31 protein-coding genes are annotated in these 26,340 nt (G+C 63.9%); 20 read left to right on the top strand and 11 right to left on the bottom strand.

Features of this window, described 5'->3' with window-relative positions:
- Positions 1–157 precede the first annotated feature (157 nt).
- The 5 genes from OXH60_12910 (at position 158) to OXH60_12890 (ending at position 4,347) form a co-directional block, all read left to right on the top strand.
- A complete protein-coding gene (locus OXH60_12910; GenBank protein MDE0713019.1) occupies positions 158–403 on the top strand; it encodes a hypothetical protein in 246 nt (81 codons plus the stop codon).
- Positions 404–756: 353 nt separating this feature from the next.
- Entirely contained in the window at positions 757–1,851 is a 1,095-nt protein-coding gene (locus OXH60_12905; GenBank protein ID MDE0713018.1) for an alpha-hydroxy acid oxidase, read from the top strand.
- Between the two features lie 343 nt (positions 1,852–2,194).
- Complete coding sequence (locus tag OXH60_12900; GenBank protein MDE0713017.1) at positions 2,195–3,637, top strand: amidase; 1,443 nt, start codon at positions 2,195–2,197, stop codon at positions 3,635–3,637.
- Between the two features lie 156 nt (positions 3,638–3,793).
- On the top strand, positions 3,794–4,063 hold the full coding sequence (locus OXH60_12895; GenBank protein MDE0713016.1) for a ribbon-helix-helix protein, CopG family: 270 nt from the start codon (positions 3,794–3,796) through the stop codon (positions 4,061–4,063).
- Positions 4,063–4,347, top strand: coding sequence for a type II toxin-antitoxin system RelE/ParE family toxin (locus tag OXH60_12890; GenBank protein MDE0713015.1), 285 nt, complete (start codon positions 4,063–4,065; stop codon positions 4,345–4,347). The genes OXH60_12895 and OXH60_12890 overlap by 1 nt, the downstream gene beginning before the upstream one ends.
- Before the next feature lie 288 nt (positions 4,348–4,635).
- Here OXH60_12890 and OXH60_12885 read toward each other — a convergent pair whose 3' ends face one another.
- Positions 4,636–5,331, bottom strand: a complete 696-nt coding sequence (locus tag OXH60_12885) for a gamma-glutamyl-gamma-aminobutyrate hydrolase family protein (GenBank protein ID MDE0713014.1) — start codon at positions 5,329–5,331, stop codon at positions 4,636–4,638.
- 47 nt (positions 5,332–5,378) lie between these two features.
- Here OXH60_12885 and OXH60_12880 point away from each other — a divergent pair, with 47 nt between their 5' ends.
- Positions 5,379–5,981 carry a ribonuclease HII gene (locus OXH60_12880; protein ID MDE0713013.1) on the top strand — a complete coding sequence of 201 codons (603 nt, stop codon included), beginning with the start codon at positions 5,379–5,381 and terminating at the stop codon, positions 5,979–5,981.
- 48 nt (positions 5,982–6,029) lie between these two features.
- Here OXH60_12880 and OXH60_12875 read toward each other — a convergent pair whose 3' ends face one another.
- Complete coding sequence (locus OXH60_12875; protein MDE0713012.1) at positions 6,030–6,278, bottom strand: hypothetical protein; 249 nt, start codon at positions 6,276–6,278, stop codon at positions 6,030–6,032.
- 49 nt (positions 6,279–6,327) lie between these two features.
- On the opposite strand from OXH60_12875, the gene OXH60_12870 reads away from it, so the two are divergent.
- Positions 6,328–6,570: a type II toxin-antitoxin system Phd/YefM family antitoxin gene (locus OXH60_12870; GenBank protein MDE0713011.1), complete on the top strand. Its 243-nt coding sequence runs from the start codon at positions 6,328–6,330 to the stop codon at positions 6,568–6,570.
- Between the two features lie 3 nt (positions 6,571–6,573).
- Entirely contained in the window at positions 6,574–7,026 is a 453-nt protein-coding gene (locus tag OXH60_12865; protein MDE0713010.1) for a PIN domain-containing protein, read from the top strand.
- Positions 7,027–7,578: 552 nt separating this feature from the next.
- Here OXH60_12865 and OXH60_12860 read toward each other — a convergent pair.
- Both OXH60_12860 and ilvB read right to left on the bottom strand, forming a co-directional pair.
- A complete protein-coding gene (locus OXH60_12860) occupies positions 7,579–7,902 on the bottom strand; it encodes a transcriptional regulator (GenBank protein MDE0713009.1) in 324 nt (107 codons plus the stop codon).
- A gap of 121 nt (positions 7,903–8,023) precedes the next feature.
- Positions 8,024–9,772, bottom strand: a complete 1,749-nt coding sequence (ilvB, locus tag OXH60_12855) for a biosynthetic-type acetolactate synthase large subunit (GenBank protein MDE0713008.1) — start codon at positions 9,770–9,772, stop codon at positions 8,024–8,026.
- 698 nt (positions 9,773–10,470) lie between these two features.
- Between ilvB and OXH60_12850 the strand changes: the two genes are divergently transcribed.
- From OXH60_12850 to OXH60_12840, 3 genes are all read left to right on the top strand, one after another.
- Positions 10,471–12,087 (top strand): tyrosine-type recombinase/integrase, encoded by a 1,617-nt coding sequence (locus tag OXH60_12850; protein MDE0713007.1) that lies wholly within the window; start codon positions 10,471–10,473, stop codon positions 12,085–12,087.
- A gap of 327 nt (positions 12,088–12,414) precedes the next feature.
- Positions 12,415–13,551 carry a porin gene (locus tag OXH60_12845; GenBank protein ID MDE0713006.1) on the top strand — a complete coding sequence of 379 codons (1,137 nt, stop codon included), beginning with the start codon at positions 12,415–12,417 and terminating at the stop codon, positions 13,549–13,551.
- Positions 13,552–13,848: 297 nt separating this feature from the next.
- Positions 13,849–14,478 (top strand): hypothetical protein, encoded by a 630-nt coding sequence (locus OXH60_12840; GenBank protein MDE0713005.1) that lies wholly within the window; start codon positions 13,849–13,851, stop codon positions 14,476–14,478.
- Between the two features lie 311 nt (positions 14,479–14,789).
- Here OXH60_12840 and OXH60_12835 read toward each other — a convergent pair whose 3' ends face one another.
- Entirely contained in the window at positions 14,790–15,935 is a 1,146-nt protein-coding gene (locus tag OXH60_12835) for a porin (protein MDE0713004.1), read from the bottom strand.
- A 685-nt stretch (positions 15,936–16,620) separates the two neighbouring features.
- On the opposite strand from OXH60_12835, the gene OXH60_12830 reads away from it, so the two are divergent.
- Both OXH60_12830 and OXH60_12825 read left to right on the top strand, forming a co-directional pair.
- On the top strand, positions 16,621–16,860 hold the full coding sequence (locus OXH60_12830) for a hypothetical protein (GenBank protein ID MDE0713003.1): 240 nt from the start codon (positions 16,621–16,623) through the stop codon (positions 16,858–16,860).
- A complete protein-coding gene (locus tag OXH60_12825; GenBank protein ID MDE0713002.1) occupies positions 16,860–17,276 on the top strand; it encodes a type II toxin-antitoxin system VapC family toxin in 417 nt (138 codons plus the stop codon). The genes OXH60_12830 and OXH60_12825 overlap by 1 nt, the downstream gene beginning before the upstream one ends.
- Before the next feature lie 119 nt (positions 17,277–17,395).
- Here OXH60_12825 and OXH60_12820 read toward each other — a convergent pair whose 3' ends face one another.
- Positions 17,396–17,641 carry a HigA family addiction module antitoxin gene (locus OXH60_12820; protein ID MDE0713001.1) on the bottom strand — a complete coding sequence of 82 codons (246 nt, stop codon included), beginning with the start codon at positions 17,639–17,641 and terminating at the stop codon, positions 17,396–17,398.
- 539 nt (positions 17,642–18,180) lie between these two features.
- Between OXH60_12820 and hflK the strand changes: the two genes are divergently transcribed.
- From hflK to miaA, 5 genes are all read left to right on the top strand, one after another.
- Positions 18,181–19,266 (top strand): FtsH protease activity modulator HflK, encoded by a 1,086-nt coding sequence (gene hflK / locus OXH60_12815; GenBank protein MDE0713000.1) that lies wholly within the window; start codon positions 18,181–18,183, stop codon positions 19,264–19,266.
- On the top strand, positions 19,266–20,144 hold the full coding sequence (locus tag OXH60_12810) for a protease modulator HflC (protein MDE0712999.1): 879 nt from the start codon (positions 19,266–19,268) through the stop codon (positions 20,142–20,144). The genes hflK and OXH60_12810 overlap by 1 nt, the downstream gene beginning before the upstream one ends.
- 15 nt (positions 20,145–20,159) lie before the next feature.
- Complete coding sequence (locus tag OXH60_12805) at positions 20,160–20,345, top strand: DUF2065 domain-containing protein (protein ID MDE0712998.1); 186 nt, start codon at positions 20,160–20,162, stop codon at positions 20,343–20,345.
- Positions 20,346–20,422: 77 nt separating this feature from the next.
- Positions 20,423–21,853, top strand: a complete 1,431-nt coding sequence (locus tag OXH60_12800) for a Do family serine endopeptidase (GenBank protein MDE0712997.1) — start codon at positions 20,423–20,425, stop codon at positions 21,851–21,853.
- A gap of 56 nt (positions 21,854–21,909) precedes the next feature.
- The gene (gene miaA / locus OXH60_12795) at positions 21,910–22,815 is read left to right on the top strand and encodes a tRNA (adenosine(37)-N6)-dimethylallyltransferase MiaA (GenBank protein ID MDE0712996.1); all 906 of its coding nucleotides are present in this window, start codon (positions 21,910–21,912) and stop codon (positions 22,813–22,815) included.
- A 34-nt stretch (positions 22,816–22,849) separates the two neighbouring features.
- Here miaA and OXH60_12790 read toward each other — a convergent pair whose 3' ends face one another.
- The 3 genes from OXH60_12790 to OXH60_12780 form a co-directional block, all read right to left on the bottom strand.
- Positions 22,850–23,221 carry a type II toxin-antitoxin system PemK/MazF family toxin gene (locus OXH60_12790; protein ID MDE0712995.1) on the bottom strand — a complete coding sequence of 124 codons (372 nt, stop codon included), beginning with the start codon at positions 23,219–23,221 and terminating at the stop codon, positions 22,850–22,852.
- Positions 23,182–23,439 (bottom strand): antitoxin, encoded by a 258-nt coding sequence (locus OXH60_12785; GenBank protein ID MDE0712994.1) that lies wholly within the window; start codon positions 23,437–23,439, stop codon positions 23,182–23,184. The genes OXH60_12790 and OXH60_12785 overlap by 40 nt, the downstream gene beginning before the upstream one ends.
- Before the next feature lie 140 nt (positions 23,440–23,579).
- Positions 23,580–24,038, bottom strand: a complete 459-nt coding sequence (locus OXH60_12780) for a helix-turn-helix domain-containing protein (GenBank protein MDE0712993.1) — start codon at positions 24,036–24,038, stop codon at positions 23,580–23,582.
- An 81-nt stretch (positions 24,039–24,119) separates the two neighbouring features.
- On the opposite strand from OXH60_12780, the gene OXH60_12775 reads away from it, so the two are divergent.
- The gene (locus tag OXH60_12775; protein MDE0712992.1) at positions 24,120–24,761 is read left to right on the top strand and encodes a cation transporter; all 642 of its coding nucleotides are present in this window, start codon (positions 24,120–24,122) and stop codon (positions 24,759–24,761) included.
- Between the two features lie 382 nt (positions 24,762–25,143).
- Here the strand turns inward: OXH60_12775 and OXH60_12770 are convergent, their stop codons facing one another.
- Together OXH60_12770 and OXH60_12765 are read right to left on the bottom strand one after the other, a co-directional pair.
- The gene (locus OXH60_12770; protein ID MDE0712991.1) at positions 25,144–25,431 is read right to left on the bottom strand and encodes a HigA family addiction module antitoxin; all 288 of its coding nucleotides are present in this window, start codon (positions 25,429–25,431) and stop codon (positions 25,144–25,146) included.
- Between the two features lie 13 nt (positions 25,432–25,444).
- Entirely contained in the window at positions 25,445–25,636 is a 192-nt protein-coding gene (locus OXH60_12765) for a type II toxin-antitoxin system RelE/ParE family toxin (protein ID MDE0712990.1), read from the bottom strand.
- An 85-nt stretch (positions 25,637–25,721) separates the two neighbouring features.
- Here OXH60_12765 and OXH60_12760 point away from each other — a divergent pair, with 85 nt between their 5' ends.
- Positions 25,722–25,895 (top strand): hypothetical protein, encoded by a 174-nt coding sequence (locus OXH60_12760; GenBank protein ID MDE0712989.1) that lies wholly within the window; start codon positions 25,722–25,724, stop codon positions 25,893–25,895.
- Positions 25,896–26,340 lie beyond the last annotated feature (445 nt).

The following is a 26,340-nucleotide window of genomic DNA, read 5'->3' as shown; positions in this document are numbered from 1 at the left end:
CGCTCACGCTGGCGCAGGCTCGTTCGATCATCAAAGAAGTCGCGACCGTGACCGCAACCTGGCGTAACACCGCGAAAGCGGTGGGCGCGCGCGCCGCCGAGATCGACCGGATGGCAAGTGCCTTCGAGCACGACGACTTGAAGCAAGGACTGGCCTTGTGACGACAACCTACCTTCAGAGCTTGGTCCCGCCGGGAGATTGCGCTGTTGGCGGCGCCACTGTCGATCTGAGGATCGAAGTCCAGGCTGCCACGAGCCCTCATCCTTCTGATTCCCGCGGCCTTTGGGCGTTTCGGGAGGAATACCGGGATCAGTTTGTCGGTGGCCTGCTGCTCCACGGTGAGAGCCAGACGCAGTGGATGTCCGACGAGATTCTCGCTGTTCCCTGGTGGCGGGTGTTGTAGTCGCCGGGTGCCCACGTGGGGCAAGGCCATTCGCCCCTGGTACGACCTCCCACGTCTACGGGCACTGTCAGTCATGGAACGCGAGCGATCTCGCAACCGCCTGGGTCGCCTCGTGTCACCACTGAACGGAGGACGGACGACAATCCTCGGCAGCATCCGCTAGTTTTGGTTGTGACCGGATGGCGATCCCGGCTTGGGCGACTAAGTTGCCCGCGACGTGTGCCGGACCGAGGATCGCCGGTACTTGGAAAATCGTTGGAAACGAATCAGTAGTACCTGCTCGGAATTTCCGCGCCCGTCGCCGCGATGAGGCGATCACCGAAGGCTCGCCGAATGGCCCCATTGGAGAGACCATGAGAAACGAACCGCCTCGCGAATTCTTTGCGTTGCACGAGATCGTGCGCGCCGCCCGTAACAACCTGTCCCACCAGGTGTGGGACTATCTTGTGGGCGGAGCCGAGACCGAGACCACCCTGAAACGGAACCGGGTCGCCCTCGACTCGGTGGGTCTCCGGCAGCGCGTCTTGCGGGATGTTTCCAGCGTGGATTGTACGGGCGAATTGCTGGGACGCCGCTTGCGCCTGCCACTGATTCTCGCGCCGATCGGCTCGCTCGAATCGTTTGCCGAAGGCGGCGGCGCCACGGCCGCCCGTGCGGCCGCTGAATTTGGTGTCTGCCACATGCTGAGTTCCGTGTCGCAGCCATCCCTCGAGAAGGTAGCGGCGGCGGCCGACAACATGAGGATCTTCCAGCTGTACGTGCGGAGCGATGACGCGTGGGTGGATGACATGGTCGGGCGCGCAGTGGCGGCCGGCTACGACGCGTTCGCCATCACCGTCGACGTCATGCACTACAGCCGTCGTGAACGGGACATCGCCAAGCGCTTTGACAAGACCTGGAACCGGCGCGCTCTCGACGACCTGAAGTTCCAGTCCTCGTTCGACTGGGACCGACTGGCCCGGTTCAAGTCGAAGCACGACATCCCGCTGTTCATCAAAGGAATCGCGGAGGTGGACGATGCGCTGCGCTGTATCGAGCTGGGGGTCGAGGGGATCTACGTGTCCAACCACGGTGGCCGGCAACTGGACCACGGCCTGGGCTCGGCGGATGTCCTCCCGGATATCGTGGATGCTGTCGACGGCCGGGCGACGATTATCATGGACGGCGGTGTCTACCGGGGCACGGATCTCGTGAAGGCGGTGGCGCTGGGCGCCGACGCCGTCGGTGTGGGGCGCCTGCTGGGCCTGGGGATGGGCGCGGGCGGTTCGGCCGGTGTCGTCCGCATGCTGGAACTTCTGGAGGACGAGGTGCAGACCTGCCTCGGTCTCATGGGGGTGACCAGCCTGGCCGACGTGGACCGGAGCATGCTGCGGTCGGCCCCCCTGGTGACGCAACCGGGCTTGCTGAGCGCGTTTCCGCTCATCGACATTCCGGAGCCGCAGTACTGATCGAGGCACTCCCGGTCGGCTTGGCGTGATCGGCACGATCTAGCGCCGCAACGTGGAAATAGCCGGCAGCGGTCGGCGTGCGGGTTCCTGCCGAGGTGTCGACCTTGGGCGCGTCGAGCGTGTAACGCCGCGTCAGACCCAAGCGTCCGCCCCCTGCGGCTCCGCGTCGCGGCGCCTGCGCCAAGCGTTCTGTCGGGCAGTGGAGCTGACCGGCTTGCCGATTCCGCCGGTACGCCCAGATGGCGGAACTTCGGGCTGTTCTGCGGTTCACGACCTGAGATCATGCGGGTCAGCACGGGCCGCGGAGGCGGTACTCCGAGAACCCAATCAGGAGGGACACGTGATGGCTGCCTTCATGGACTACGAAGAGCACGATGCGCTCGCATTGGCCGCGCTCGTCGCTCGTGGCGAGACCACGCCGGAGGAAATTCTGGAGGCCGCGATCGAGCGGGTCGAGGCGCGAAACGGGATCGTCAACGCAGTCACCAATCGTCTCTATGACCCGGGTCGCGCCGCCGTTGCCGCCGGCCTTCCCAATGGGCCGCTCAAGGGTGTGCCGTACCTCCTGAAGGATCTCGGCGCCTCCCTTGCCGGGTGCCCGACCACGAGGGGCTGCAAGTTCTTCGAAGACGTCGTTCCGGCGGAAGACAGCGAACACGTCAAGCGGCTGAAGCGGGCCGGCATGGTGATCTTCGGGCGAACCAACACCTGCGAGCTCGGCCTCAGCCTTACCTGCGAGCCCCGGTTGCACGGTGCAACGAAGAATCCCTGGGACCAGACGCGCATTTCCGGCGGCTCGAGCGGCGGCGCAGCCGCCGCGGTTGGCGCGCGCATGCTTCCGGCGGCGCACGCCTCGGACGGCTTCGGCTCGATCCGGGCGCCAGCCGCCTGCTGCGGACTTGTCGGGCTCAAGCCAACCCGCGGGCGCAACACCATGGCGCCGTACCTTGGAGAAGGGAGCGGTGGACTGTCCACCGAGCATGCCGTCACCCTGAGTGTGCGCGACAGCGCCGCCATCCTGGATGCCACGCGCGGCCTTGGCGCCGGCGACCCCTACAGCGCGGCCCCGCCGGCTCGCCCTTTTCTGGAAGAGGTCGGCGCCGATCCCGGCAGGTTGCGCGTCGCTTTCACCGCCCGCGCCCCGAATGGCGCCCAGGTCGAAGCAGATGCCCTGCGGGTGCTGCAGGAAACCGCGGCCTTGGCCACGGACCTCGGACACCACGTGGTGGAGGCGGACCCCGACATCGATGGCGAAGCGGTGGTGCCGACCTTCCTTACCCTGATGGGAGTCAATACCGTCGTGAATCTGTCGAGCCACCCGACGGCCGGCCGGGCAGCCCGTGAGGACGAAGTCGAACGCATCACCTGGCTCACCGCGAAGCTGGGCGAAGCCACCACCGGCGCCGACTATGTCCGGGCCACCCAGACGATGCATCGGATCGGGCGGCAGATGGCCGCGTTTCACCGCGACTACGATGTACTGCTGACTCCGGGGCTGGCGACGAGTACGGCGGTGAAGCTCGGCTGGCTCGACATGATGATGGACGACGTGGGTGAATACTGGCGGCGGGTCTTCCACTTCTCGCCGTTCACGGTCTGGTTCAACCTCACCGGGCAACCCGCCATCATGTTGCCCATCGGCGAGAGCGCCAGCGGGCTGCCCGTCGCGGTGCAGATGGTGGCTCCTTATGGCGACGAGGCCACTCTCTTCAGGCTGTCGGCCCAGCTTGAAGCCGCGCGCCCCTGGTTCCAACGCAAGCCCGCGATGGTGCGCGCGAGTGCCTGAACGGTAGGCACGTGCAACCGGTCAGACGACGCGGCGGTTGCGATCGGCCGGACGCTGCAATTGCCCGTTGACGGGCCCTTGCTGCATTCCATCAACCTGATGTAGCCTTTGTAGCGCAAAGTAGTACTATGCGCACGTGCCTGAGAAGGAGCCTCTATGGCGAACCCGACAATCGGCCTTCGATTGAGCGATGCCACCTATCGACGGCTAAAGGCTTTGGGCAAAGCCCGCGACCGAAGCCCCCACTATCTGATGAAGGCGGCAGTCGAGCGGTACCTGGAGATTGAGGAAGCGTTGGAGGCTGAACGCCGACTGGTTAAGGACAGGTGGGAGAGGTTCGAACTGACGGGTGAGGCTCTGGAACATGCCGATGTTAAGTCTTGGGCGTCCGGGTTGGATTCCGACGTTGGTTCCGAATCCACGTAATGCGGGCCTTGCGGTGGCTGCCCGAAGCGCTCGATGACCTGAAACGCCTGCACGCGTTTATCGAACCTCATAGTCCGCAAGCTGCCGCCCGCGCAATTGGCGTGCTCTTGGCATCGGCTGAGCGATTGACGAGCTTCCCGGAGATGGGCCGGCCCTGGGAAGCCGACAATGACTTTCGGGAACTCCCGGTCAGGTTTGGGACACGTGGCTACGTCATCCGATATCGGTTGCCGGAAGACCGAGTCGTGATCGTGCGGGTGTGGCATGCCCTGGAGCAACGCTGACGTCGTCCTTGGGCGCCTGATCAGTCGCGGGTGGAACCGCCCGTACGCCGACAGGGCGACGCCGAGCCCTAGGCGAACTTCGTCCGATGGCTCCTGTGGCCGCCTCGTTCCGATGGGCATCGCGGCGTATCCCACGAGGCGAGGCAGTCGCTTCCGTGAAGCGTGAACTTGCCGAGCAGGAAGTGCCTGCGCGAGGCGTCGGCGATCTTGCCCGAAATTCCGGGCAGGCAAGCGTCCGGACGCAGTTTTCGATACGCCCTGTTGGTTACCTGGCGAGCCGATGCTCCTTCAAGGCAGTTTCCCGGCTACCCACGATGTCAGGAACGTTCGGGCCCACCGCACGACCGCGGGCGTGTGGCGCACATGGCTCCTGAACTGTTCGGCAGCCGGCTGTGCGCCGGGCATCGGCAGGAACCGATCCAGATTCCGGCTCACCCAGAACCGCATGCCGGATTCCGTAACCTCGGGATGGAACTGGAGCCCCACGGCGTTCCGCCTGCGCCATGCCTGTACGGGAAACCTGTCGCTGGTGGCGAGAACTTCAACGTCCGGAGGAAGCGACATGCCTTCGGCATGCCACTGATAAAAGTGCATCGGTTCAGGAAAGACCGGCGGGGCGCCGTCGGCCGGGTCGACACGATGCCAGCCCACCTCGCAATGGCCGAGTGGGTGCGCGTGGACTTCACCGCCGATTGCCCGCGCGAGGAGTTGCCCCCCGAGACAGATGCCGAGGATCGGTTTGCCCGAATCCGCGACACGCTCCAGCCAGCGAATTTCCTCGCGAATGTAGGCGGAATCGTCGTTGGCCGACATCGGGCCGCCGAAGACGACGGCGGCCGCATGCTCGTCCATTGTCGGGGGAAGGCTGTCGCCATGAATGGGGCGGCGGACTTCACCCGGGAATCCAAGTGCCGAGAGGATTCTGGCGACCCGACCGGTGGCCGGGCGCCGCTGGTGGACGACGTAGAGTACTGGCAAGGGCATCAGCGGAGGCTATAGAGGATTTTTTCGCGAGTGCAATCGGGGACCAAATGGCTGACTTTGCGCTGGAAGCGGCATGCGGGTGCCTCCGCGTGTGTGGCGTGGACGAGGTGGGGCGCGGTCCCTGGGCGGGACCCGTCGTGGCCGCGGCGGTCATTCTGGACCGAGACTGGGACGCGGCCGGAGTTGACGATTCGAAACGCCTGACCGCGGCAGCGCGGGCGCGGCTCCGGTGTGAGATCGAGGCGCACGCCGAGATCGGGACAGGGCAGGCCTCGGTCTGTGAGATCGACCGGCTGAACATCCTCAACGCCACGCTCCTGGCGATGCGACGGGCGGTCGCGGCGCTGGCGCGTGCGCCGGAATGCGCACTTGTCGATGGCAACCGGTTGCCGGATCTACCCTGCCCGGCCACGGCCGTGACACGCGGCGACGCGCGAAGCCTCAGCATTGCGGCCGCGTCGATTGTCGCGAAGGTCGAGCGCGATCGGCTGATGGCCACCCTGGCTGCGGACTTCCCGGGCTACCGCTGGGAGCGGAACGCGGGCTACGGTACGCCCGAGCATGCCGAGGCGCTGGAGCGGCTGGGAGTCACCCCGCACCATCGGCGGTCGTTCGCCCCGGTGGCAAGGCGCTTGGCCAAGATCGAATGACTTGGCAGGCTGCCGAAGAACTCACCATTTTCGTGCTTTGAGGGTTGCCTAGTCGCTGTCATGAAAGCGGAATTCGATGTCGAAGAAGCCGTCATCCTTCAGTTCCACTGACCCGTCGCCACAGACCTCGTCCATTTCGTCAAATCCCTGCCAGCTAAAGAAGATAACGCGGCGGGAGTACTCACAGTCGAGGCTCCCCTGCACGCACCCTAGGGCGAACGTGCCGTATCCATGATCTTCAATGGTCAGGTATGGACCGTCGCAAGGCGCTGCAACGGCCTTGCAGCATTGCCCCATCTGCCGCCTTCACTAGAATAGACTACAGTGGTTCTTTTTGGAGGCGCCAATGAAACAAGTGCAATTGCGCGATGCCAAGGCCAAGTTGTCGGCCCTCGTCGAAGATGCCGCCCACGGACAGTCCGCCGTTATCACCCGCCACGGAAAGCCCCGCGCCGTCATTCTCGGGATCGACGAATGGAACCGGCTGCGTGACGTCCCCTCCTTCGGCAGGCTGCTCGCCTCTGCACCGCTGGACGACGGAGACCTGCCGCCGCGCGATGCGAGCCCGCCGCGCAACGCGGCGTTGTAACCGGTGTACCTCGCAGATACCAACGTCCTGTTGGCCGGGGCCCCCGGCCGGAAGGAGCGATCTGCGTCCCTGGTCGCATGGATGGACGCCCACGCCGACGAACTGTTCCTTTCTGCGGTGACCGTCGCCGAAATCAGCGACGGAATCGCCAAGTTGCGGCGCACCGGCTCGGTTTCCAAGGCCGAGAGACTCGAACGTTGGCTCGAGGTGGTGCTACACCTCTATGCAGACCGGGTGCTGGCCTTCGATATTGCAGCGGCTCGTGTCGCGGGTGCCTTGACCGATCGCGCACGCGCAGCCGGCCATGCGCCAGGTTTCGCCGACGTTGCCATCGCAGCGACCGCCGCCAACCGCAACCTCGTCGTCCTTACCCGAAACCTGCGCCATTTCGCGCCATTGCAGGTTCCGGCGCACGATCCATTCAAGGGCCTGCCCCAACCACACGGGAACGGATAGTCCAGGGGCGCGTCGGTCCCGCAACCCTGCCCCGGCTGGTCTCGGGCACGACCACATTGACCGCCGACTTTGTGGACCGCTCGTCCATCGACCTCGCGCTCACCGCAAGCGAACGCACCGAAGGAAATGGCCGCCGGCACGCATTGGCTTCTGTATGCCGGTTCGACGAGGTCGAGGGACTCGCGATCCCATAGATCGACTTCGACGATCCGTTAGGTGCCGATCAGGGCGCACGCGTGACCCGGTGTCATGGTGGAGCGTCCGCCAGCAACCTAGGCGATGGGATGAGATTGTAGGCGAGGGCCAATACGAACGATGCCTCGGCCCGGCAGCGCCCCCGGGTGTGTCGTTGAACGCCCTGAACCCTGACCGAACCGAAGATCTCCTCGATCCGCGTGCGGATGCATCAGCTCGTCCGGTAGCCCATATCGTGCGTCGTGCGTCCGATGACCCGGGTCCGGCGCCGGTTGTCGGTCCTAGTGACGCGGCCATCGACCGCAGCGTGCGAGTTGAGGTGCAGGGTTCTCAGGTCCTCAACCAAGACCGTTCGTTTTATCTCGGGCGGACAGTTTGGACCTTGAGCTGTAGCCCCTCGCGCTTCTGCAGACAGCCAATGATCTGGAAAAGGTTGCGTGCCTGCGGGTTGCCGTGCGGCCCGAGCATGCGCATCAGACTCTTCGATGACTTGTTCGTCAGCCCAGCGAGTTCCTGGAATCCGACGGTCGCATTGACATAGTCGCGCAACATTGACTTCCCGGTTTCCACTTCACCGGCAAGCAGGCACTCCACGCCCTCCTCCAGCAGCATCTCGCGAAATGTCGGATCGCGCTCGATTCGCGCACGTACGGTTTCCTTGAAGTCGCGGGTCAACGACATGGTTCTCAGCCCTCCGACGACTCAGTTTCCGTGTCCCGCGAGGGCTGGGTGCGACACCCTAGTCTGCACTCAGCTTGTCTCCCGGGCCCAAACCGAAGGCAGGAAGTCTTTCGGCAGCCTGCTAGACCAGCAGCAGACCCTCGTCGGTGTGCTCGGCGCCGTCCTCGTCATCTGCCGAAAGGCGCATCTCGTTGTGCGCCGCGCCGGCCGGGATCATCGGAAACACGTTTTCGCTCTTCTCGACCCGGATGTCGGCCAGCACGGGTCCGTCGTGGTCGATCATCTCGGCGATCAGGTCATCAATCGTGTCCGGACGTTCGGCGCGGAGCCCCTTGATGCCGAACGACTCGGCAAGTTCGACGAAGTCCGGGAGCGCGTCCGAGTAGCTCTCGGCGTAGCGGCTCCCGTGAAAGAACTCCTGCCACTGGCGCACCATCCCGAGGTACTCGTTGTTGACGATGAAGATCTTGACCGGCAGCCGGTACTGCTGGACCGTGGAGAGTTCCTGCAGATTCATCATGAACGACGCTTCGCCCGCAACGCAGATCACCAGCCGCTCGAGATCAGCGACTTGGGTGCCGACCGCGGCCGGGAAGCCGTATCCCATGGTGCCGAGCCCGCCCGACGTCATCCAGCGCTGGGGTCGCTCGAAGCGAAGGAACTGCGCCGCCCACATCTGGTGCTGCCCGACTTCGGTCGTGACGTAGGCGTCGCGGCCGGTGAGCGCCGCCGCCAGCCGCTCGAGAGCGTACTGCGGCTTGATGCGTTCGCTGGAGTTCTCGTACTCGAGGCAGTTGCGCGCCTGCCAGCCCTTGATGGTCTTCCACCAGGCACCGATGCCGTTGCCGTGGGCATTGCGGCCGTTGGCCTTCCAGCCGCGCCGCAGGGCGTTGATCGAGCGGCCTGCGTCGCCCTGGACCGGCACGTCGACCGCGACGTTCTTGTTGATGCTTGAGGGGTCGATGTCGATGTGGATCTTCTTGGATCCTGGCGAGAACGCGTCGAGCCGGCCGGTGACCCGGTCGTCAAAGCGCGCCCCCACGTTGAGCATCACGTCGCACTCGTGCATGGCCATGTTGGCTTCGTAGGTGCCGTGCATGCCGAGCATCCCGAGGAAGTTGGGTTCGCTGGCCGGCACGGAGCCGAGGCCCATGAGCGTCGTGGTCACCGGGAACCCGGTTTCGCGCACCAGCCGCGTGAGTGCCCGGCAGGCGGACGGACCCGAGTTCACCACGCCGCCGCCGGCGTAGATGATCGGTCGCTTGGCTCGAAGGATGAGGTCCAGCGCTGCCTTGACCTGGGGGGCGGGCGGCGTCTCCCTAGGCCGGTAGCGCTCGCTGTCCTGCACAGGAGCGACGTACTCGAGCTCCGCGTTCTGGACGTCCTTCGGGAGATCGACGACCACGGGGCCGGGCCGCCCCTTGGCCGCGACCGTGTAGGCCTCGGCGATTACCGGCACCAGCTGGCGGACGTCCTTGATCAGGTAGTTGTGCTTGGTGCACGAGCGCGTGATGCCGACCGTGTCCGCTTCCTGGAAGGCGTCGTTGCCGATCAGGTGGGTGGGGACCTGGCCCGTCAGGCAGAGCACCGGGACACTGTCCATCAGCGCATCCGTAAGCCCGGTGACCGTGTTCGTGGCACCGGGTCCGGAGGTCACGAGAACGACCCCCACGCGGCCGGTCGAACGGGCATACCCTTCCGCCATGTGCACGGCTGCCTGCTCGTGCCGCACGAGGATGTGGCGCACCCGGTTTTGCCGGAAGATCGCGTCGTAGATCGGCAGGACGGCGCCGCCCGGGTACCCGAACACGACCTCCACGCCGAGGTCGGCGAGCGCGCGCACAATGATTTCTGCACCGGTGAGCTGCATCGTATCTTGGCCCGGAGTTGGGAAGGGCCCATTGTAGGGTCGGAATTTGGAAAGCACACGCGACGGCCGTTCCTGACCGGCTTCGCCGACGACAGTGGCAGCGACCGGTTGGAACTGGATCGCAAGTCTTTGGTTGGCTGCGCGCGGCGGCCTCACGATAGTGGCGAGAGGCGGCATCCGGAAGAGCCGTGGCGCGATGTGTCGGCCGCGCATACAAAGCGCTGCTTCGCAGGACGCACGACGGGTCGACTGCGTTTAGGTCATGCGAACCGGCCTCGGCAGGAACACCTCCAAGCGTAGGGCACGGAGCGCGCCGCGCTGTTGCCTTTATGGCACCCGATTTTTCCGGTGGATCGAATGATGTTGCATAGCACGGGCGCTGGATGTCGTCGGATGGCTGTGTGACCCGAAGGTCCTGCGTTGACTGGCCGCCCGCCCAACGGGTAACTGCTGCTGGCGAGCGCTGACCGAGGTCCTTACAGGCGTATGCATTCCTTGGCAGCAAATGTGGTTTCGCAGGAGATTCGGCCGCGCGAGTGATCGGAGGCGTGCCGGTCTTGCGATCTGCTTCAGTGGATGGACTTCGCGCATCCACCGGGGGACGAGCATTGCCTGCTGGAGGTGCCGGGGATGAGGGTTGCGTGATGACTCGGCGTCAGCGACTGCCGTCAGTCAGAGACTTGCGGACGGCTGCAGACGTGGATGCATTGCCGGACGAACCGGTGGCGCTGAAGATGCTCTTGGTGGAGGCGGTGAGCCGTGGGAGCGGCATTGAGACGTACCTGATCTACGGTGATCAGTGGTTGCGAAATGCCGCGGATGTGGACGCATTGCCGGATGAGCCGGCCATGCTCAAGATGCTCTTGGTGGAAGCGGTCATTCGGTGGAACGCCTCTGGAACGCTTCTGGTCCGTGGCGACAATTCCTTGCGAAATGCTGCGGACGTAAGTGCTCTGCCGGACGACCCGGCCATGCTCAAGATGCTGTTGACGGAGGCGGTGAGCCGGGCCAGGCGATTGACGGAAAGCGGCTTGGGACGCCTGGAGCCTGGCCGGCACTACGTTGGCGACGGGACCGGGCTGTTCGTGGACGTATCTGAGACTAGGAAGGTCTCGTTTGGTCAGCGGTTGCGCGTTGCCGGAACCGGCAAGCGCATTGAACTGGGGCTTGGCTCGTGGCCTGCCTTCCGATTGGAAGAAGTGAAAGTCAAGGCGGCTGCTCATCGACGGATGGCGCGACACGGCAAGAATCCATTGCTGGTACGAGCGGAAGTGCCAACCGTCGCGGAGGCCGTGGAGGAATTCTTCAAGGAGTTTGGCCCTTCCTGGGTAGGTCGCAACACGGAACGCGCATACCGGGCAAGCCTTGCGAAGTACGTATTGCCGGGGTTAGGCGCGCGGCGCGTCGATCAGGTGAGGCGGTCTGACCTTGCCGCCGCGGTGAAACCTGCCTGGGTGGAGTACCGGCGGGTGGGACGAGACCTGTTGCGGGTGCTCCGTGGCACGTTTCGCTGGGTACGGGCCCATGATTTTCGGAAAGACCTTCCAACGGACGGCGTAGAGGACCTGTTGCCCAGGATCGAACGTGAAGAACGACACCATGAAGCGATGAGCCACGAAGACGTTTCGGAGGCAGTAGCAAGGGCTCGGATGTTCGAGAACCACGTCAGGAGGGTGACGCCAAGTGACAGGATGCTGGCCCTCGCATTCGAGATGACGATTCTGACGGGTCTGAGGCGGCAGGAACTCGTGGGCATCCGCTGGCGTGACATTGATGGACCGACGCGCGTTTTGACGATCGACGCTCATCGCATGAAGAAAAAGACGAAGGCACACAAGGTCCCGCTGTCGAGTGCCGCGATGGACGTATTGCGGCGAGCACGCGAGCTGAGCTTCAGCAAGGAGAACACAGGCGAGCACGTGTTCATGTACCCGGCGCACATCGGCAATCGTGTTGCGATGAAGCCAATTTCGCCGTACTCGCTGTCGAGATTCCTGCAGCGCCTCGGCCTGAACGGGACATTGCACGGGTTTCGGAGCGCGCTCGACGACTGGGCGACTGAGAAGGGAACGGATGCGCAGATCGTGGAGCGCGCATTGGGCCACGCGGTGAAGAGCAAGGTGCGGCGTGCTTACTCGCGGACAGACTTGCTTGAGCGGCGGAGAGTGCTCATGGAAGCATGGGGCGAGCACGCCACCCGCGCCTGTCAAGGAGGCGCAGACGTTCGGCGGTTCCCGGGCTCCTCCCGTCCCCTCCAGAAACCCCGCCAGTCTCTGCAAGAGGTGCAGAACAAGGTAACCCGTGCTTCCTCATGAGTGAGGGCATCTCCAGCTATTGAGAGCGATTCTCCAAGTAGCAGGGCGCACCTACCCTGTCATGGGTCGCGCGGACCGCGCGGATTGCACGAATTGCGCTAATGGCGAGATCATCGGAGTCCCCGCCCAAATGCCCCGCCATCAGGCCATGGATGCGCTGGTTTCTAGGTCGGTGGGGCAGAATGAAGGTCCACTTTAGTCACGCCGTCCGCGAATTGGACGAGTAGCCAGATAAGCAGATATTCGAAGTTTATCTTTTTGATCAAAAGGGTAACGCATAAAAACCCCGAAATCGGGGCATCAAATCCTTGTTACTAGCGTCGTGGGCTGCAACGAGGTTCATGCCGATTCCGCTCCGTACTCGCGGGAACCGCAAGCGCGCAAGAGACAGCCCCCATGGCTGACACCGAGCCGATGACGGTCAACATGCACACGGCGGAGCAGCATGCGGTAACCGTTGGCGGCACGGTCGAAGTTCTCTTCGGATCCTCTGATCACGCGGACGGTGTCGACGGCATGGACCGAACGATTTTCAGTCGGATCAACGTGAACTACGACAAAACGCTGGACAGTGGTTTGCAGATCGCGGCCCGCATTTCGTACGGCTTGAATGGCCGTAATTCGCCCACATACGTCGACATTGATGACCCAAGCAACACCAACAATGCTGGCAAACTGGTACTTCCCAGGACAGATCTCGGTGGAGCACCGGACGTTCTGTTCATGACCATCGGTGGAGGCTTCGGCACCATCAGCGTTGGCGCACACCCGGGCGCCACGTGTTCGCTGATGCCACGGCCCGTGGCTTTCACGCAGACGCTGAACTGGACTCATCACCTGCAGTTCGCCGGCATTGCCTACGAGAATCTCCTTTTGCAGGAACCGCAGTACTGCGCTACTCCCGAAAGCGTTTCCTATGCGTCTCCGGCAATGGGCGGACTCAAAGCGATGGTCACCTACGCGCCCAATGCGAATGCGAACCAGGCACTTAGCCTCAAGGATGCTGTCAAGAACAACGATAAGGTCTCAGAGGATCTGATTAACGCTGCCGCTTCTTGGTCGAGTTCGATGGGTGGAGCGGACATATCGCTCGGCGCCGGGCTCAACAACTCATCGGGGGCCGACGGAGTCGAGACGATGACTGTAGCGGGCACGATCGGGCTCGGTGGTATCACCGTCGGTGCCAGTTACTTCAACCACGACCACTCAGACTCAACTGGTTACACGCTCGGCGCCAAGTACTCTTTGGGGCCGTTGACCCCAGGGATCGTCTACGCGGTCGAGGAGTACGACGCCGCGGACGCCAAATTTGCTCAGGAATCGGGTCTTGTGATCGGGGCGAGCTACGCCGTAGGCGGAGGCATGCTCGGGTTCTTGGAATACATGAAGATTGAGAAAGACGGCCGCACCAGTGCCAGCGACGAAGACACACTCCTGATTGGTGGTCTGCGACTGGACTTCTGAGGAAGTCGGATCGCTTCTGGCATCGCGGTCCAAACTATTGGTAGTGGCGGGGCGGCGACCCAGAGGCCGCCGCCCTTCTTTCGGAATGAGTAGTTAAGTGCACCTTTGGCGTGTCTCGCGACCCGCATAGGGGCTTACCAACCTTTCATTAGAAGGCAGTGGTGGGCCACTGTGCCGGTCATGATCAATTCATCGATTTTCCTGCTCCGTTAGGGGAGCGTTTGCAAAATCGCTTCCGTGGTTGGCCTAGCGGCGGCGCACGCAGGGTGCAACCAGGCGACGATTTCGACAGATGCAATGAATATGGCGGTGACGGCCGCCGCACCTTCGACCGCTGCGTCCGCAGTCAACACCGTCGGCTCTGTGTTCGTAGTAACGGAACAAGGGCCGAACGGCATCTTCCGGCACGCCACGCATACGATCGTCGAAGAGATGGAACGCAACAGTCTGTTGGTCCATCGCACGGAATACTCGCCCCCGCATGAGGAACTGGGCGGTCCATGCGATGGAGCGAATGGCAATCTCTTTGATGCGCGATCATTCGACTGGATCGGCCGCCTCAAGGACGGGGAGCTGCTGGCCCAAAAGACGCCACACACCGGAATGTTTGCTTGGCCCCTGCAGGTCGGCAACGCATGGCGTTGGAAGGCTCGTTGGTCGGACTACGCGGTACGGCCGGACTTTTCAGGACCAGATTGGACAGACTATGAAGTCAAAGCGTACGAGGAGGTTAAGGTGCCAGCGGGAACGTTCATGGCGTGCCGGGTCGAAATCGTCAGAACGCAGTATGAAAGTCATACGGAAATGGCTTGGTTTGCACCAGAGATACGGCAAGTAATCAAGGGCACCTGGAGCCGCACTTCGAAGAATGGATATGGGGCTGCGTCCCTGCTTACATGGGAACTCGTGAGCGTCGACCTCAAGTAAGACCGGTTGACGACCCTATGCGCTGGCGCAATGCATTAGGTGGCGCCCAGGGCGCGTACAACTTGGACATCCGGTGAACGGTTTGTAGGAATTTGCGCGTCAGGTCGCGGCATAGCTCGGCGCTTCCCTCAGACCCCGCCACGCAATGACGACAGTACGCTTCGCTGATCCTTCACGGCCATCAAGCTGGAAATCGGGTTTGCACCTCCAAGCCGTTGGTCACGCTCGGCACATAAAAAAAGCGGCGGCCCGAAGACCGCCGCCAAATGTCTCAATGAGACGCCGCCCAAGGACGGCGCTCCTGGAACAGGTCAGAAGCCGAGGGTGACGCCTGACATCAGGAGCGTTTCATCGTCGGATACGCCGTCCTGTGTCCGTTCAAGGCCTAGGTATTCGACGAACACACCGAGCCCGCCACCAACAGCGTAGCTCGCGCCGACGACCAAGGCGGTTTCCTCGTTCTGATCGTCGCAACTGTCGCATTCGAGGCTGCTGTAGGTAATTCCGGGCGTGATGGCACCGAGCGAGTACTTCGCGCCAACGGTCCAACCGGTCGTGCCGCTTCGGTAGGTACCATCCGGGTTATCACCGTTGTCGTACCAGGAGAACCCGACGGTCGCTCCGCCCATTCCGGCGCTGGCAGCGATCGTCACGGAGTCGACGTAGTCGTCCGCTGCCGTCTGGAACGCAGCACCGACGTTGATGTTCATCCCGCCCATGTCGGATCCGAACGTAACCGCGGCATTGAGGTAGTCCTCACCGTCGCTGCTGGCGTTGGACAAGCTTCCGGTCTGGTCGGCGTCCATGTTGGGAGCGTAACTGATCATCGCGCTCAAACCGCCCATCGAGGGGGTGGAGTAGGAAATGCCGGTGGGCGTCCCACAGTAATTGACTTCCGAGTGCGTGACGTTGTTGCTACCGACACCGAAGAACAAAGTGTACCAAGTCGCGTTGACACCGCCGGGCACAAATGCGATCGGACGCGGAAGTGTCGCGCACGCCGCCATCGCGTGATGACCCATGGTGACCGTACCAAAGCCGCCGCCGACGCTGATGGCGAGGATGTCAGGAGCGTAATTCTGCCGGTTCTGGGTTTTGGACACGTCAATGTCCATGTCGCCCATCATCATGCCGTCGTCCATCATCATCTCGTTGATGTCGTCAGTGGCGACGGTCGGCTGGGCGTTGGCACCGCGCTGGTTCAGCAGGTACGCAATGTTGCCGGAGATTACTAGGCCATTGTCGAGTGTGTTGGAGTAGTTCACGTTGATCCGGCTGAACAGGCCGCGGTCAAAGCCGTCCTGACCATCAGCGTGGTCGGAAGTGCCGCCGACGACCTCGACAGCGCCGCCGACGGTGACCTCACCCTGCGCCTGCGCGGTTCCCGCAAATGCGAAGAAGGCAGCTAGCGTGAGGCCAAGGCCTGACACCGCTACCCGACGAAGAATCTGTGCCATAAGGATGTTCCCCTGTGGTTAACCGCGGGACCGCAGGCGGCCCTGCTAACTGGCCCCGAGGCGGCGCTCCGGCCCTCCCGAAACCCAACGGCCACAAACCCTTCTGAGGTCCTGGGCCGACAAAAGACTGCCGACATGGGAACCCGCCGCTTGCAAACGGCGAAACCCTGTCGGAATGAGACGGAAAAATTACCCTATTGGACAAAAATGCCAAGGGTAACGACCTCCCTCCTAGGCAATCCTGCAGCATGAGTCACAAAATTGCAACACTGTGCTATCGGAGCTACGGACGGCGTGGTTTCATGGGCTTAGCTGGTCCTTGGTCCATCGCGATCGACTGAGTGCAGCGCCGATTACCCTGCGCGTAGCGATGGATGCCTACCCGCGGTCCGAGCCGAGTGCATTTACGGCGCCATCATGATGGTGGGCAGACCAAAGCCTGGTTGGCGCGATTCAAAGCGAGCAACGGCTAGGGTATATGAACAGCATTGTCCTGTGGATGCGCAATTCCACCCCCCCGGCGCGAGTTCTTGCCTGGGGTAGCCTCCGGCTGACAAGGCTCTGCGTCATCGAACCAACCAGTTGACCAACCTGACTGCCGAGCATAGCGTGTAGTGACAAGTCGAGGATGGCAGGGGCGGTTGAGTCCGGTTGCTGCCACCGATGCAACGGAGGGCCTAGCTGCATGACGCGTCGGGTGAAAGTAGGTGAGGCGAAGACCCACCTGTCTGCATTGTTGGCTCGTGTCGAGGACGGCGAAGACCTGATCATTTGCCGTGGTTCAGTGCCGATCGCCCGCGTTACGCGAATAGTTGGTGAGCGATACGAGAATGTGCGGGAGATCCTGCGCCGGGAACGTGCCAAGCAGAAACCGGTCACGACGAATGAGATTTTGGCTTGGCGCCACGAGGGGCACAGTTACTGATGACGTTCGTGATGGATGCCTCTATCGCGGGTGCTTGGCTCTTGCCGGACGAAGATGCAGCACTCGCTGACGTGGCACTAGATCGGCTGGCCAACGAAACTGCCATGGTGCCCAATCTGTTTTGGCATGAGGTGAGAAACCTCTTGCGAATAGCCGAGCGCCGCAAACGAGTGACTCCCGGATATGCCGACGCGTCGATGGCGCGGATCCGGAGGCTACCCATCGAGTGTCCTGACGAAATGGAAGACGGTCACGTCCTGCAACTCGCTCGTGTCCACGCACTCTCCGCGTACGACGGCAGCTACTTGGCTCTCGCTGTTCACGAAAGCTGTCCGTTAGTGACTTTGGACAGTCAATTGCGCGCTGCAGCCCGCGCCGAAGGCGTCCCGCAGTTTTCCGATCATCCAGGGTCGTAGCGGGTGAGCTGAGCGAACACGGACACAATTCGATCAATTCGAGTTCGAGGCACCAAGAGACAACTTCTGGATGTTCATGCGATGGGTTGCGGCCAGGATCGCAGGACTTGAATTCGGTCCTAGTCCGTGCGCGCCTGAACGAGATCATGTGTGGTCTGGCGCCGCAGCCAGAACGTGGCATTGGACCAGCCTGCCTTTTCCAGCCGAAGCGCCACTTCCGGGGAAATTCCCGCGTGCCCGTCGAGCACCCATGAGAGGGTGTGGCGGGCGACACCGAGCACCTGCGCTGCTTCGGTCACGTTCAGGCCGAGCGGATCCAGACAGTTCACGCGAATGCCGCGCCCGGGATGCGGAGGTTCGCTCATCGCCATGGTTCCGACTCCTGCTAGTGGTAATTGGTCAGGTCGACATCGTAGGCGTCGCCGTCCTCGGAACGAGAGGTGATCCGCCAGAGCCGCTGGCCATTCTTCAGTTTTGGCTGCTGCACGTAGAAACCTGCATGACACTAGGCAAATCAGCTTCACCGCCTCCTGGGTAGCCGCCCCTCTTGCGGACCAGTCGCGACGTCAGGCCGGGCCGGAATCTCCCGGTGAGAAGATACGCAAGTCATGCGTCTGCCTTTTCCTCAATAAATCACTATGTTGGAAGCCTGAACATTTCAGGATCAGGACACCGAAGTTGGCTTGGTCCAAGCCTGTCACACGCTCCGGCGCCGCCCGCAGCGACCGCAGGCAAGCATTGGAGGGCTTCGGCGCGATCGACACCTTGGTGCGGAGGCGGGGACGTCAGTATCGCATCCTGTTCGGTCCCGCACCTGCCGCAGGTTGCCGGAGCATGGGAGGCTCCGTATATAAACTGCGGATAAGGCGCGGGGACCTTCGACCGCAGCCGGCTGAGTTCATGCATGTCCTGGAATAATCAGAATGGCCCCTGGGGGTCGGACCGCGGGTCCGGCGGCTGGGGGAGCGGGCCCGGAAGCCCCCTCTCCGGCGGCCCGCCGCAGAATCCCCTGGGGGATGCGGCCAAAGCTGCGCGGAAGTTTTTCCAGTCGTTCATCCCGGGCGGCAAGAAATTCATCCTGCTTGGCATCGCGATCGTGGCCGGTCTTTGGCTCGCGAGCGGCTTCTACACGGTTGGCCCGCAGGAGCAGGGTGTCGTGCTTCGCTTCGGCGAGTACGTCACGACCACCCAGCCCGGCCTGAACTACGTGCTGCCCCGGCCGATCGAGGAAGCGATCGTGGTCCCCGTAACGCGGACCCGGAACGTCGAGATTGGTTTTCGCAGTGGCGGCAGCGGCGCCCGGAACATCGATGACGAGAGCCTCATGCTGACCGGCGACGAGAACATCATCGATGTCAACTTCGTCGTCCAGTGGGTGATTGGGAACGCCGGCGACTTCGTCTTCAATCTCCGGAATCCGGATCAGAATGTCCGCGACAGCGCCGAAAGCGTAATGCGTGAGATCATGGGCCGGACACCGATCGAGTTCGCGCTGGCCGAGGGACGCGACCAGGTCCGTCAGGAAGCGCAGGTTCTGCTGCAGGAGATCCTTGATCAGTACAAGACCGGAATCGCGGTCACTGCGCTGCTGCTCCAGCGCGCGGATCCGCCGCCGCAGGTGATCGACGACTACCGGGACGTCCAGCGCGCGCGCGCCGACCAGGAACGGTTGGTGAACGAGGCGCAAGCGTACGCCAACCGGATCGTACCGGAAGCCAAGGGTGAGGCAGCACAAATTCGTGAGGGCGCGGAAGCTTACCGGCAGCGTGTGATCGCCGAGGCGGACGGTGCCGCCCAGCGCTTCATCTCGGTGTACAAGGAATACGAGCAGGCCAAGGATGTGACCCGCCAGCGGATCTATCTCGAGACGATGGAAGGGCTGATGAGCAACATGAACAAGGTGATCGTCGACGACGCGGGAGGAGGGGTGGTGCCCTACCTGCCGCTCCCGGAACTCCGTCGCCGGGCGCTTGAAGGGAGCGCCAACTGATGTCGCGGATTGCCGGCATTGCGCTGGGCGCGCTTGCCGCCGTTGCAGCTGTTGCGGCTTACGAGAGCTTCTTCATCGTCGACGAGCGCGAGCAGGCCATCGTGCTTCAGTTCGGCGAGCCGAGGCGCGTGGTTCGGGAGCCGGGGCTGCAGTTCAAGATCCCATTCATCCAGAACGTTACCGTCTTCGACCGACGCATTCTGCTGTTTGACAATCCGGTCGAGGAAATCATTTCCTCTGACCAGAAGCGCCTGATCGTCGATGCGTTTGCCCGGTACCGGATCGTCGATCCGCTGCTCTTTTTCCAGACGATTCGTTTCGAGCTGGCGCTGCGCACCCGGCTCGGCTCGATCATCAACGACAGTCTCCGACAGGTGCTCGGCGAAGTGCCGCTACAGTCGGTGATCTCCGAAAAGCGCGCTGCGCTGATGGCATCGGTGGCCGATGGCGTGCGTCGGGAAGCCCGCCCGTTCGGGCTTCACATCGAGGACGTGAGGGTCCGCCGGGCGGATCTTCCCAACGAGAACTCGGAGGCGATCTACCGCCGCATGCAGACCGAGCGCCAGCAGGAAGCTGCGCAGATTCGCGCCGAAGGCGAGGAAGAGGCCCGGCGCGTGCGGGCTGCCGCCGATCGCGACAAGACGGTGATTCTGGCGGAAGCCGAACGCGACGCGGAGGTGTTGCGGGGGCAGGGCGAAGCCGAGAAGAACCGCATCTTTGCCAGCGCGTTCGGGCAGGATCCGGAGTTCTTTGCCTTCTACCGCTCGATGCAGGCGTACCAGAACGCGCTGACCGCCGACGACACGACGATGGTGCTTTCGCCCAAGAGCCAATTCTTCCAGTTCTTCGGAACGGACGCGGTCGCGCCTCCCGAATAGGACGGACGGCTCCAATTGGATGATCTGTGGGCTGCGCTCGGGCTTGTGCTGGTGATCGAAGGCGCACTATATGCGCTGTTCCCGGACGGCATGCGCAACGTGCTGCGGCGATCGCTCGAAATGCCGGCCGCCGCCGTGCGCGCGGCGGGTATTGTGGGCGCTGGCAGCGGCTTGGTCGTGATATGGCTCATCCGGGGATAAGGCATCCCGCTCTTGGCCGGAGGTACCCCATGATCCGCCCGTCCTTCGTTTACCGCGCGATCGTTGCGTTCTGTTTCGTGGCCGTGCTGGCAGGCGCCTCGTCCACCCGCGTGCACGCGGCCGAGACAGCGCTTCCCGACTTCGCGGACCTCACGGAGCGGCTGCTCCCGTCGGTCGTGAGTATTGCGACGGTGATGCGGACCGCCAGCGGTCAGCGGCCGCAGTTTCCGCTGCCCCCGGACGCCTTTCCGCCGAATTCGCCGTTCCGTGACTTCTTCCGCGACTTCTTCGAGCGCGGTCCGCAGCAGTCGCCCAGCCCGCGGCCGCCGCGGAGTTTTGGCGGCGGGTCCGGGTTCCTGATCGAGGCCGACGGCTACATCGTCACCAACCATCACGTGATTGAGGACGCCGACGAGATCGCCGTGACCCTGCACGACGGCAAGACCTATACCGCCGAGGTGAAGGGCACGGATCCGAAGACCGACCTGGCGCTCATCAAGATCGAACCCGACGAGCCGCTGCCGATCGTCGAATGGGGCGATTCGGATGCGGCGAGAATGGGCAACTGGGTCTTTGCGATCGGCAACCCGTTCGGTCTCAGCAGCACGCTGACGGTCGGCGTGATCTCGGCGCTGGCGCGCGACATCCGCTCCGGGCCCTTCGACTCCTACATCCAGACGGACGCGGCCATCAACCGCGGGAACTCTGGCGGACCCTTGTTCAACCTCGACGGCGAGGTCATCGGCGTCAACACGTCGATCTATTCGCCGCCGGGCGGGGCCGGGGGATCGGTGGGCATCGGCTTTGCGGTGCCATCCTCCATTGCCAAGAACGTCGTCGCCCAGATCCGCGAGCTCGGCCGCACCCGCCGGGGCTGGCTGGGCGTGCAGATCCAGGGAGTCGGTGAGGACATCGCGGAATCGCTGCGCCTCGAGAAGCCCGCCGGGGCCCTGGTGGCCGTGGTGTTTCCCGACAGTCCGGCCGACCAGGCCGGGGTCCAGCCGGGTGATGTCCTTCTGAAGTTCGATGGCACCGATATCCCCACGGTGCGCGATCTCCCACGCATGGTGGCCGGAGCCGAAGTCGGCAGCGAGATCGAGATCGACCTCTGGCGCGACGGCAGGATGGAGACAGTCTGGGTCACGCTGGGCGAGCTCGAGAAGGCCGAGGCGGCCCTGGCAAGTGCCGACGACATCGAACCCGCCAGCGGCGAGACCCTGGGGCTCACACTCGCGACGCTGACCCCGGACGAGCGCTCGCGCCTGACCATCGGCGATGACGTGCACGGCGTGGTCGTCACCGGTGTTGCGCCCGAATCGGATGCCGCCGCCAAGGGTATGCAGGTGGGCGATGTCATCGTGGAGGTCGGGCGGAAGCCGGTGCGCACACCGGCGGCGGCTGTCGAGGAGGTGGACCGCCTGCAGCAGGAAGGGCAGACGTCGATCCTGCTGCTCGTCAATCGCGAGGGCAGCAACCTGTTCGTCGCGCTGCGCACCGCCGAGAGCTGATCCGGCCGGAACCTCCCTCCGAACCCGTGGCGGCCGGACGGCCACGGGTGGTCGTGGTGGCCGGCCCCACCGCCTCCGGCAAATCGGCGCTCGCGGAAGCGCTCGCCCGACGCCTCGGCGGGCAGGTCGTCAACGCGGACAGCGTGCAGCTTTACGGTGCCTTTCGAATCCTCACGGCGCGCCCGACGGTGGCCACCGAGCGCCGGCTGCCGCACCGCCTGTACGGCATTCTCGGGCCCGTCGACCGCTGTTCCGCCGGGCGCTGGCGAAGCCTGGCTCTGGACGCCGTGGCGGAAGGGCATGCGGCCGGGCGTCCGTCCGTCCTGGTCGGGGGAAGCGGGCTCTACCTGGAGGCCCTGCTCCGGGGGTTCTCGCCGATCCCGTGCGTGCCGCCCTCGGTCCGTCGGGATGCGGTTCGGCGGCTGGATGCCATCGGCCCGGCGGCGCTGCACGACGAACTTCGCAAGGTCGATCCGGTCCTGGCCGGGCGTCTGGAACCGGGTGACCGGCAGCGCATCGTTCGCGGCTGGGAAGTCTGGCTCGCGACCGGCCGGCCGCTCTCCTCGTGGCAGGCGTCGGCGCCGGCACCGCCGGACCTGGACGTCCGCCGGGTCCTGCTCCGCCCGCCGCGGAACGCGGTTCGCGCAGCGATCGAGGCCCGGGTGAGCGGCATGCTGGCTGCCGGGGCGCTGGACGAGGTGCGGGCCTTCGTGCAGCTCGACGTGCCGGCGGATGCGCCCGTCCGCAAGGCGCACGGTCTGCGCCCGCTGACCCGGCACCTCCGCGGGGAACTCACGCTAGACGAAGCCGCCGAGCTCACCGTCAATGAGACCCGCCGCTACGCCCGCCGGCAGGACACGTGGTTCCGCGGCCGTTTTGCCGCCGATCACGTGCTAGCCCACCCGCCCGGGGTCGTCGCGGGTGAAGCCGAAGCGTTGGCCCGGGAGGCCATGGCCGCCTGAGGAACCGAAAGCGCGACTATCGAGGCGTCGCCGGTTATTCGAAGATCGTGGTCAGGCGAGCGAGCACTTCGGCCATGATGGTTGCGGGAACGGCTTCTAGGGGGCGCCCCTGCCGGGCCGCGAGGTCGAGGGTGCGGGGCTGGTCGCAGCGGATCACACCGTGCGTTCGGGTTCCAGCTTTCTCGAGCGAAACGGCGAAGCCTTGCCGAGGCGCGAAGCGCCCGCCTTTGGTGACAGGAAGGACCACGGGCGTCCGGGTCCGTTCGTTGAAGGCGGCGGGTGAAACAATCAGAACGGGCCGCGTGCCTCTCTGTTCATGGCCGGCAGAAGGATCAAGGCTGACCAGCCAGATTTCGCCTCGCTTCACTACAAGAGTTCGTTGCCGACTGGCTTGGCATCGAGCCATGCGCGATCTTCGGCAGAAGGCGGGGCGGCATCGTCACACTGTGCCAGGAGCTCCTCGAGGGTGTATCTGGGACGTGTCGTCGGCTCAACGATCAGGCGACCGTCTTCCACACCGATACCCACTTTGGCCCCTACGCCGAGGTTCAGGAGATCGAGAAGTGCCGGGGGCACAGCGAGCATGACGGAACCGCCGACTTTGCGCAGGTTCGTGGTGTGCATGGGCGCCTCCAACATTATATGTTCATATAACTTATACAGGCTTAATGCGCAAGTATTGCCCAGCCGAGAGCCGGGGATGAGGGGGTCCGTCAGGGAACCTGTTACCAGACCGCGCGGCGGCATGCGGCGCGCGTTGCGCACTACAGGCGCGACGAAGCCTCAGGGCCGGGCACCGCATGGTCGGCGGTGTCGCGGACGGCATGACGGCTCAGAACCTCGATGACCCGGCAATCGGCGATGTTCCCGCCCCGGCACTGCTCGATCATCCGTTCGAGCTCGTGGCGCAATTCCTGAAGCCATTCGATCCGTCGCTCGACTCCCTCGAGCTGCGCCTTGGCGATGGCGTCTGCGGCCTCGCAGGACTGTTCGGGCACGTCACAGAGACTCAACAGGTCGCGGATAGCCGGGAGGGGGAATCCCAAGGCTCGAGCACGCCGGATGAAAAGTAGCCGGCGGATGTCTTCAGTCTCGTAGAGCCGCTGGTTGCCTTCCGAACGGGCAGGAATGGGCAGGAGGCCGATCTGCTCGTAATAGCGGATCGTCTGCACCTTGCAGCCGGCCGCCCTAGCGGCCCGACCGATCGTCGATGTGGTTGACATGCGCTTTTCCCCTTGAACCTACAGCTGCTGTAGGGATTAGGTTTGCACCGGACCGTGGCGTGGTCAATGCGGAAACAGGCGATGAGCGCAAGCTGTTGTGGCCGGGAGCACAAGTTCGACGGGATGTCGCGCGCCTATCGGCGCGTGCTGTGGGCCGTCATCGCCATCAATGCCGCCATGTTTGGCACCGAGATGGTTGCCGGAATGGTGGCGGGCTCGCAGGCGCTTCAGGCAGATGCGCTGGACTTCCTCGGCGATTCGCTGACGTACGGGATCAGCCTCTACGTCATCGGCAAGTCGATACAGGCGCGTACGGCGGCGGCCCTGCTCAAGGGGCTGACCCTTGCCGTGATGGGCCTGTGGGTGTTCGGCGACACGGTCTATGCGGTGCTGGTCCTCGGGACGCCGCGCGCGGAAATCATGGGGGCGGTCGGATTCTTGGCCCTGGGGGCCAACCTTGCGTGCGTGCTCCTGCTCCTGCGCTTCCGTCACGGCGAGGCCAATGTCCGGAGCGTGTGGTTGTGCAGCCGTAACGACGCCATCGGCAATGTCGCCGTCATCCTGGCGGCGAGCGGCGTGTGGGCGTCGGGCACCGCCTGGCCCGACTTGGCGGTCGCGGCGGCGATGGCCGGCCTGTTCCTGTGGACCGCGACCCAGATCACCCTTCAGGCACTGCGGGAATACCGCGAGCGCGACGACTGGGTCGCAGACGGAAGCCGATGACCGCGATAGAGGTTACGCGGACGGGCGAATGCTGCCGTGATCGTTTAGGCCGATTCGGTAGGGCCGCGTGTTTTCGGGAAGCCAGCGACTGGATCAGGCAGGCTAGGCGGCCGGGACCGTGGACGCGGTCGACGATCCGCTGCCGGTCGAAGAGGACGCGCGAGATTGAGTTGAAGCGGCTGCGCCGGGACGGCGGCAGGTCGGAGACGATGGACGGCGCCGGTGTCGGTGGCATTTCCGCACAGGATATTACTGGGGGAGTATTGCCGGCTACAACGTGATCGCGTCGCTTCGTTCCGGGGTGTTTGCCTCCCGGGAGTCAGTGTCCGCGTGGATTGGGGACCGCAGGATCTCGTCGCGGAGAAGCGGCATGACTCGGGGGTCAGGCAGGGGCGAAACGGCGGACAGGAACCTCTTCGCGGTCCTGGTGGGCGTGCCAGAGATCGTACTGCAACTGCTGCAGGAGCCAGCTTTCCGGGCTGCCGCCGAACGCCTGCGAGAGACGGATGGCCATCTCGGGAGAAATCCCGATGCGGCCGTTGAGCAGCATCGAGAGCGTGTTGCGCGAGACCGAGAGTCCTTTGGCGGCCTCGGTCACCGTAAGCCCGAGGGGCTCGAGGCACTGGCGGCGGATGAATGCGCCGGGATGGGGCGGATCGTGCATGAGCATCGGTCTAGCCTCGCTAGTGATAGTCGAGATAGTCGACGTCGAGCGCGTGGCCGTCCTCGAAGCGGAAGACGATGCGCCGGTTGGCGCGTACGGTCACGGCCCAGAAGCCGGCGAGATTTCCCTTGAGCGGGTGAAGCCGGAAGCCAGGGAGGTCCATGTCGTCCGGGCGGGGAGACGCGTTGAGCCGGGCGAGGATGTCGCGCACGGCGTCGCGCTATCCGGGATCGATCCGCCGTTCTTCGCCACGTTCCATGAACCGCCTGAGCGTCCTGCTTCTGAAACTCCGTATCATGGCCAACCGTAATGTGCACTATGACGGTTGTCAGCGCATCCTCGTGGTCGGAGTGTCGTCGGCGTCGGGCGGCCCAGAGGGGATCAATGAGGCCCGCAAGACGCTGAAGTTTCGCCCGGCCGACCTAGTCGGGCTGGGCGGCCAAAACCATTGGCATTCTCCGGGCAGATAGACCCTTCGCCGCGGTTGCGATCGGCCGGGCCACTTCAGTTGGGGCAGAAATGCGGGTTCGCTTGGTCGGGAACCCGACCAGGAAAACATCTGCGCAAGCGCGTAGCACCGGGGCGCAATCTCGGCCGGTTCCGCCATGACCGAATTGGAGGGGCGTGCAGAAGCAGGTTCCGGAATGCAAGCGAAGTACCGCGGTGCGCAGCGGTGCACGAGTGCCAGGAAACGTCCCCGGCATCCTCCAATTGAAGGATGAAGCGATAGGGTTGACGGACTAGGCTTTGTTTACCGCAACTGATGGAGGGTGGCGGGAGAGGCGGCACCGCGAATGATGGTCATGGGCCTTGCGTGTTCTCCAGGGTGGGCCGGCTGCCATGGGCTCCAGAGGGGCAGCGGTCGGCATCAGACCTGCCCCGGTCGGACCTACGTTCGCCGGCATCCATTATCGC

The organism is Rhodospirillales bacterium, assembly GCA_028824295.1.
GTDB lineage: Bacteria > Pseudomonadota > Alphaproteobacteria > TMED109 > TMED109 > VXPW01.
Note: the sequence above shows the minus strand (reverse complement) of the source record. Positions and strands in the feature narration are given on the sequence as shown.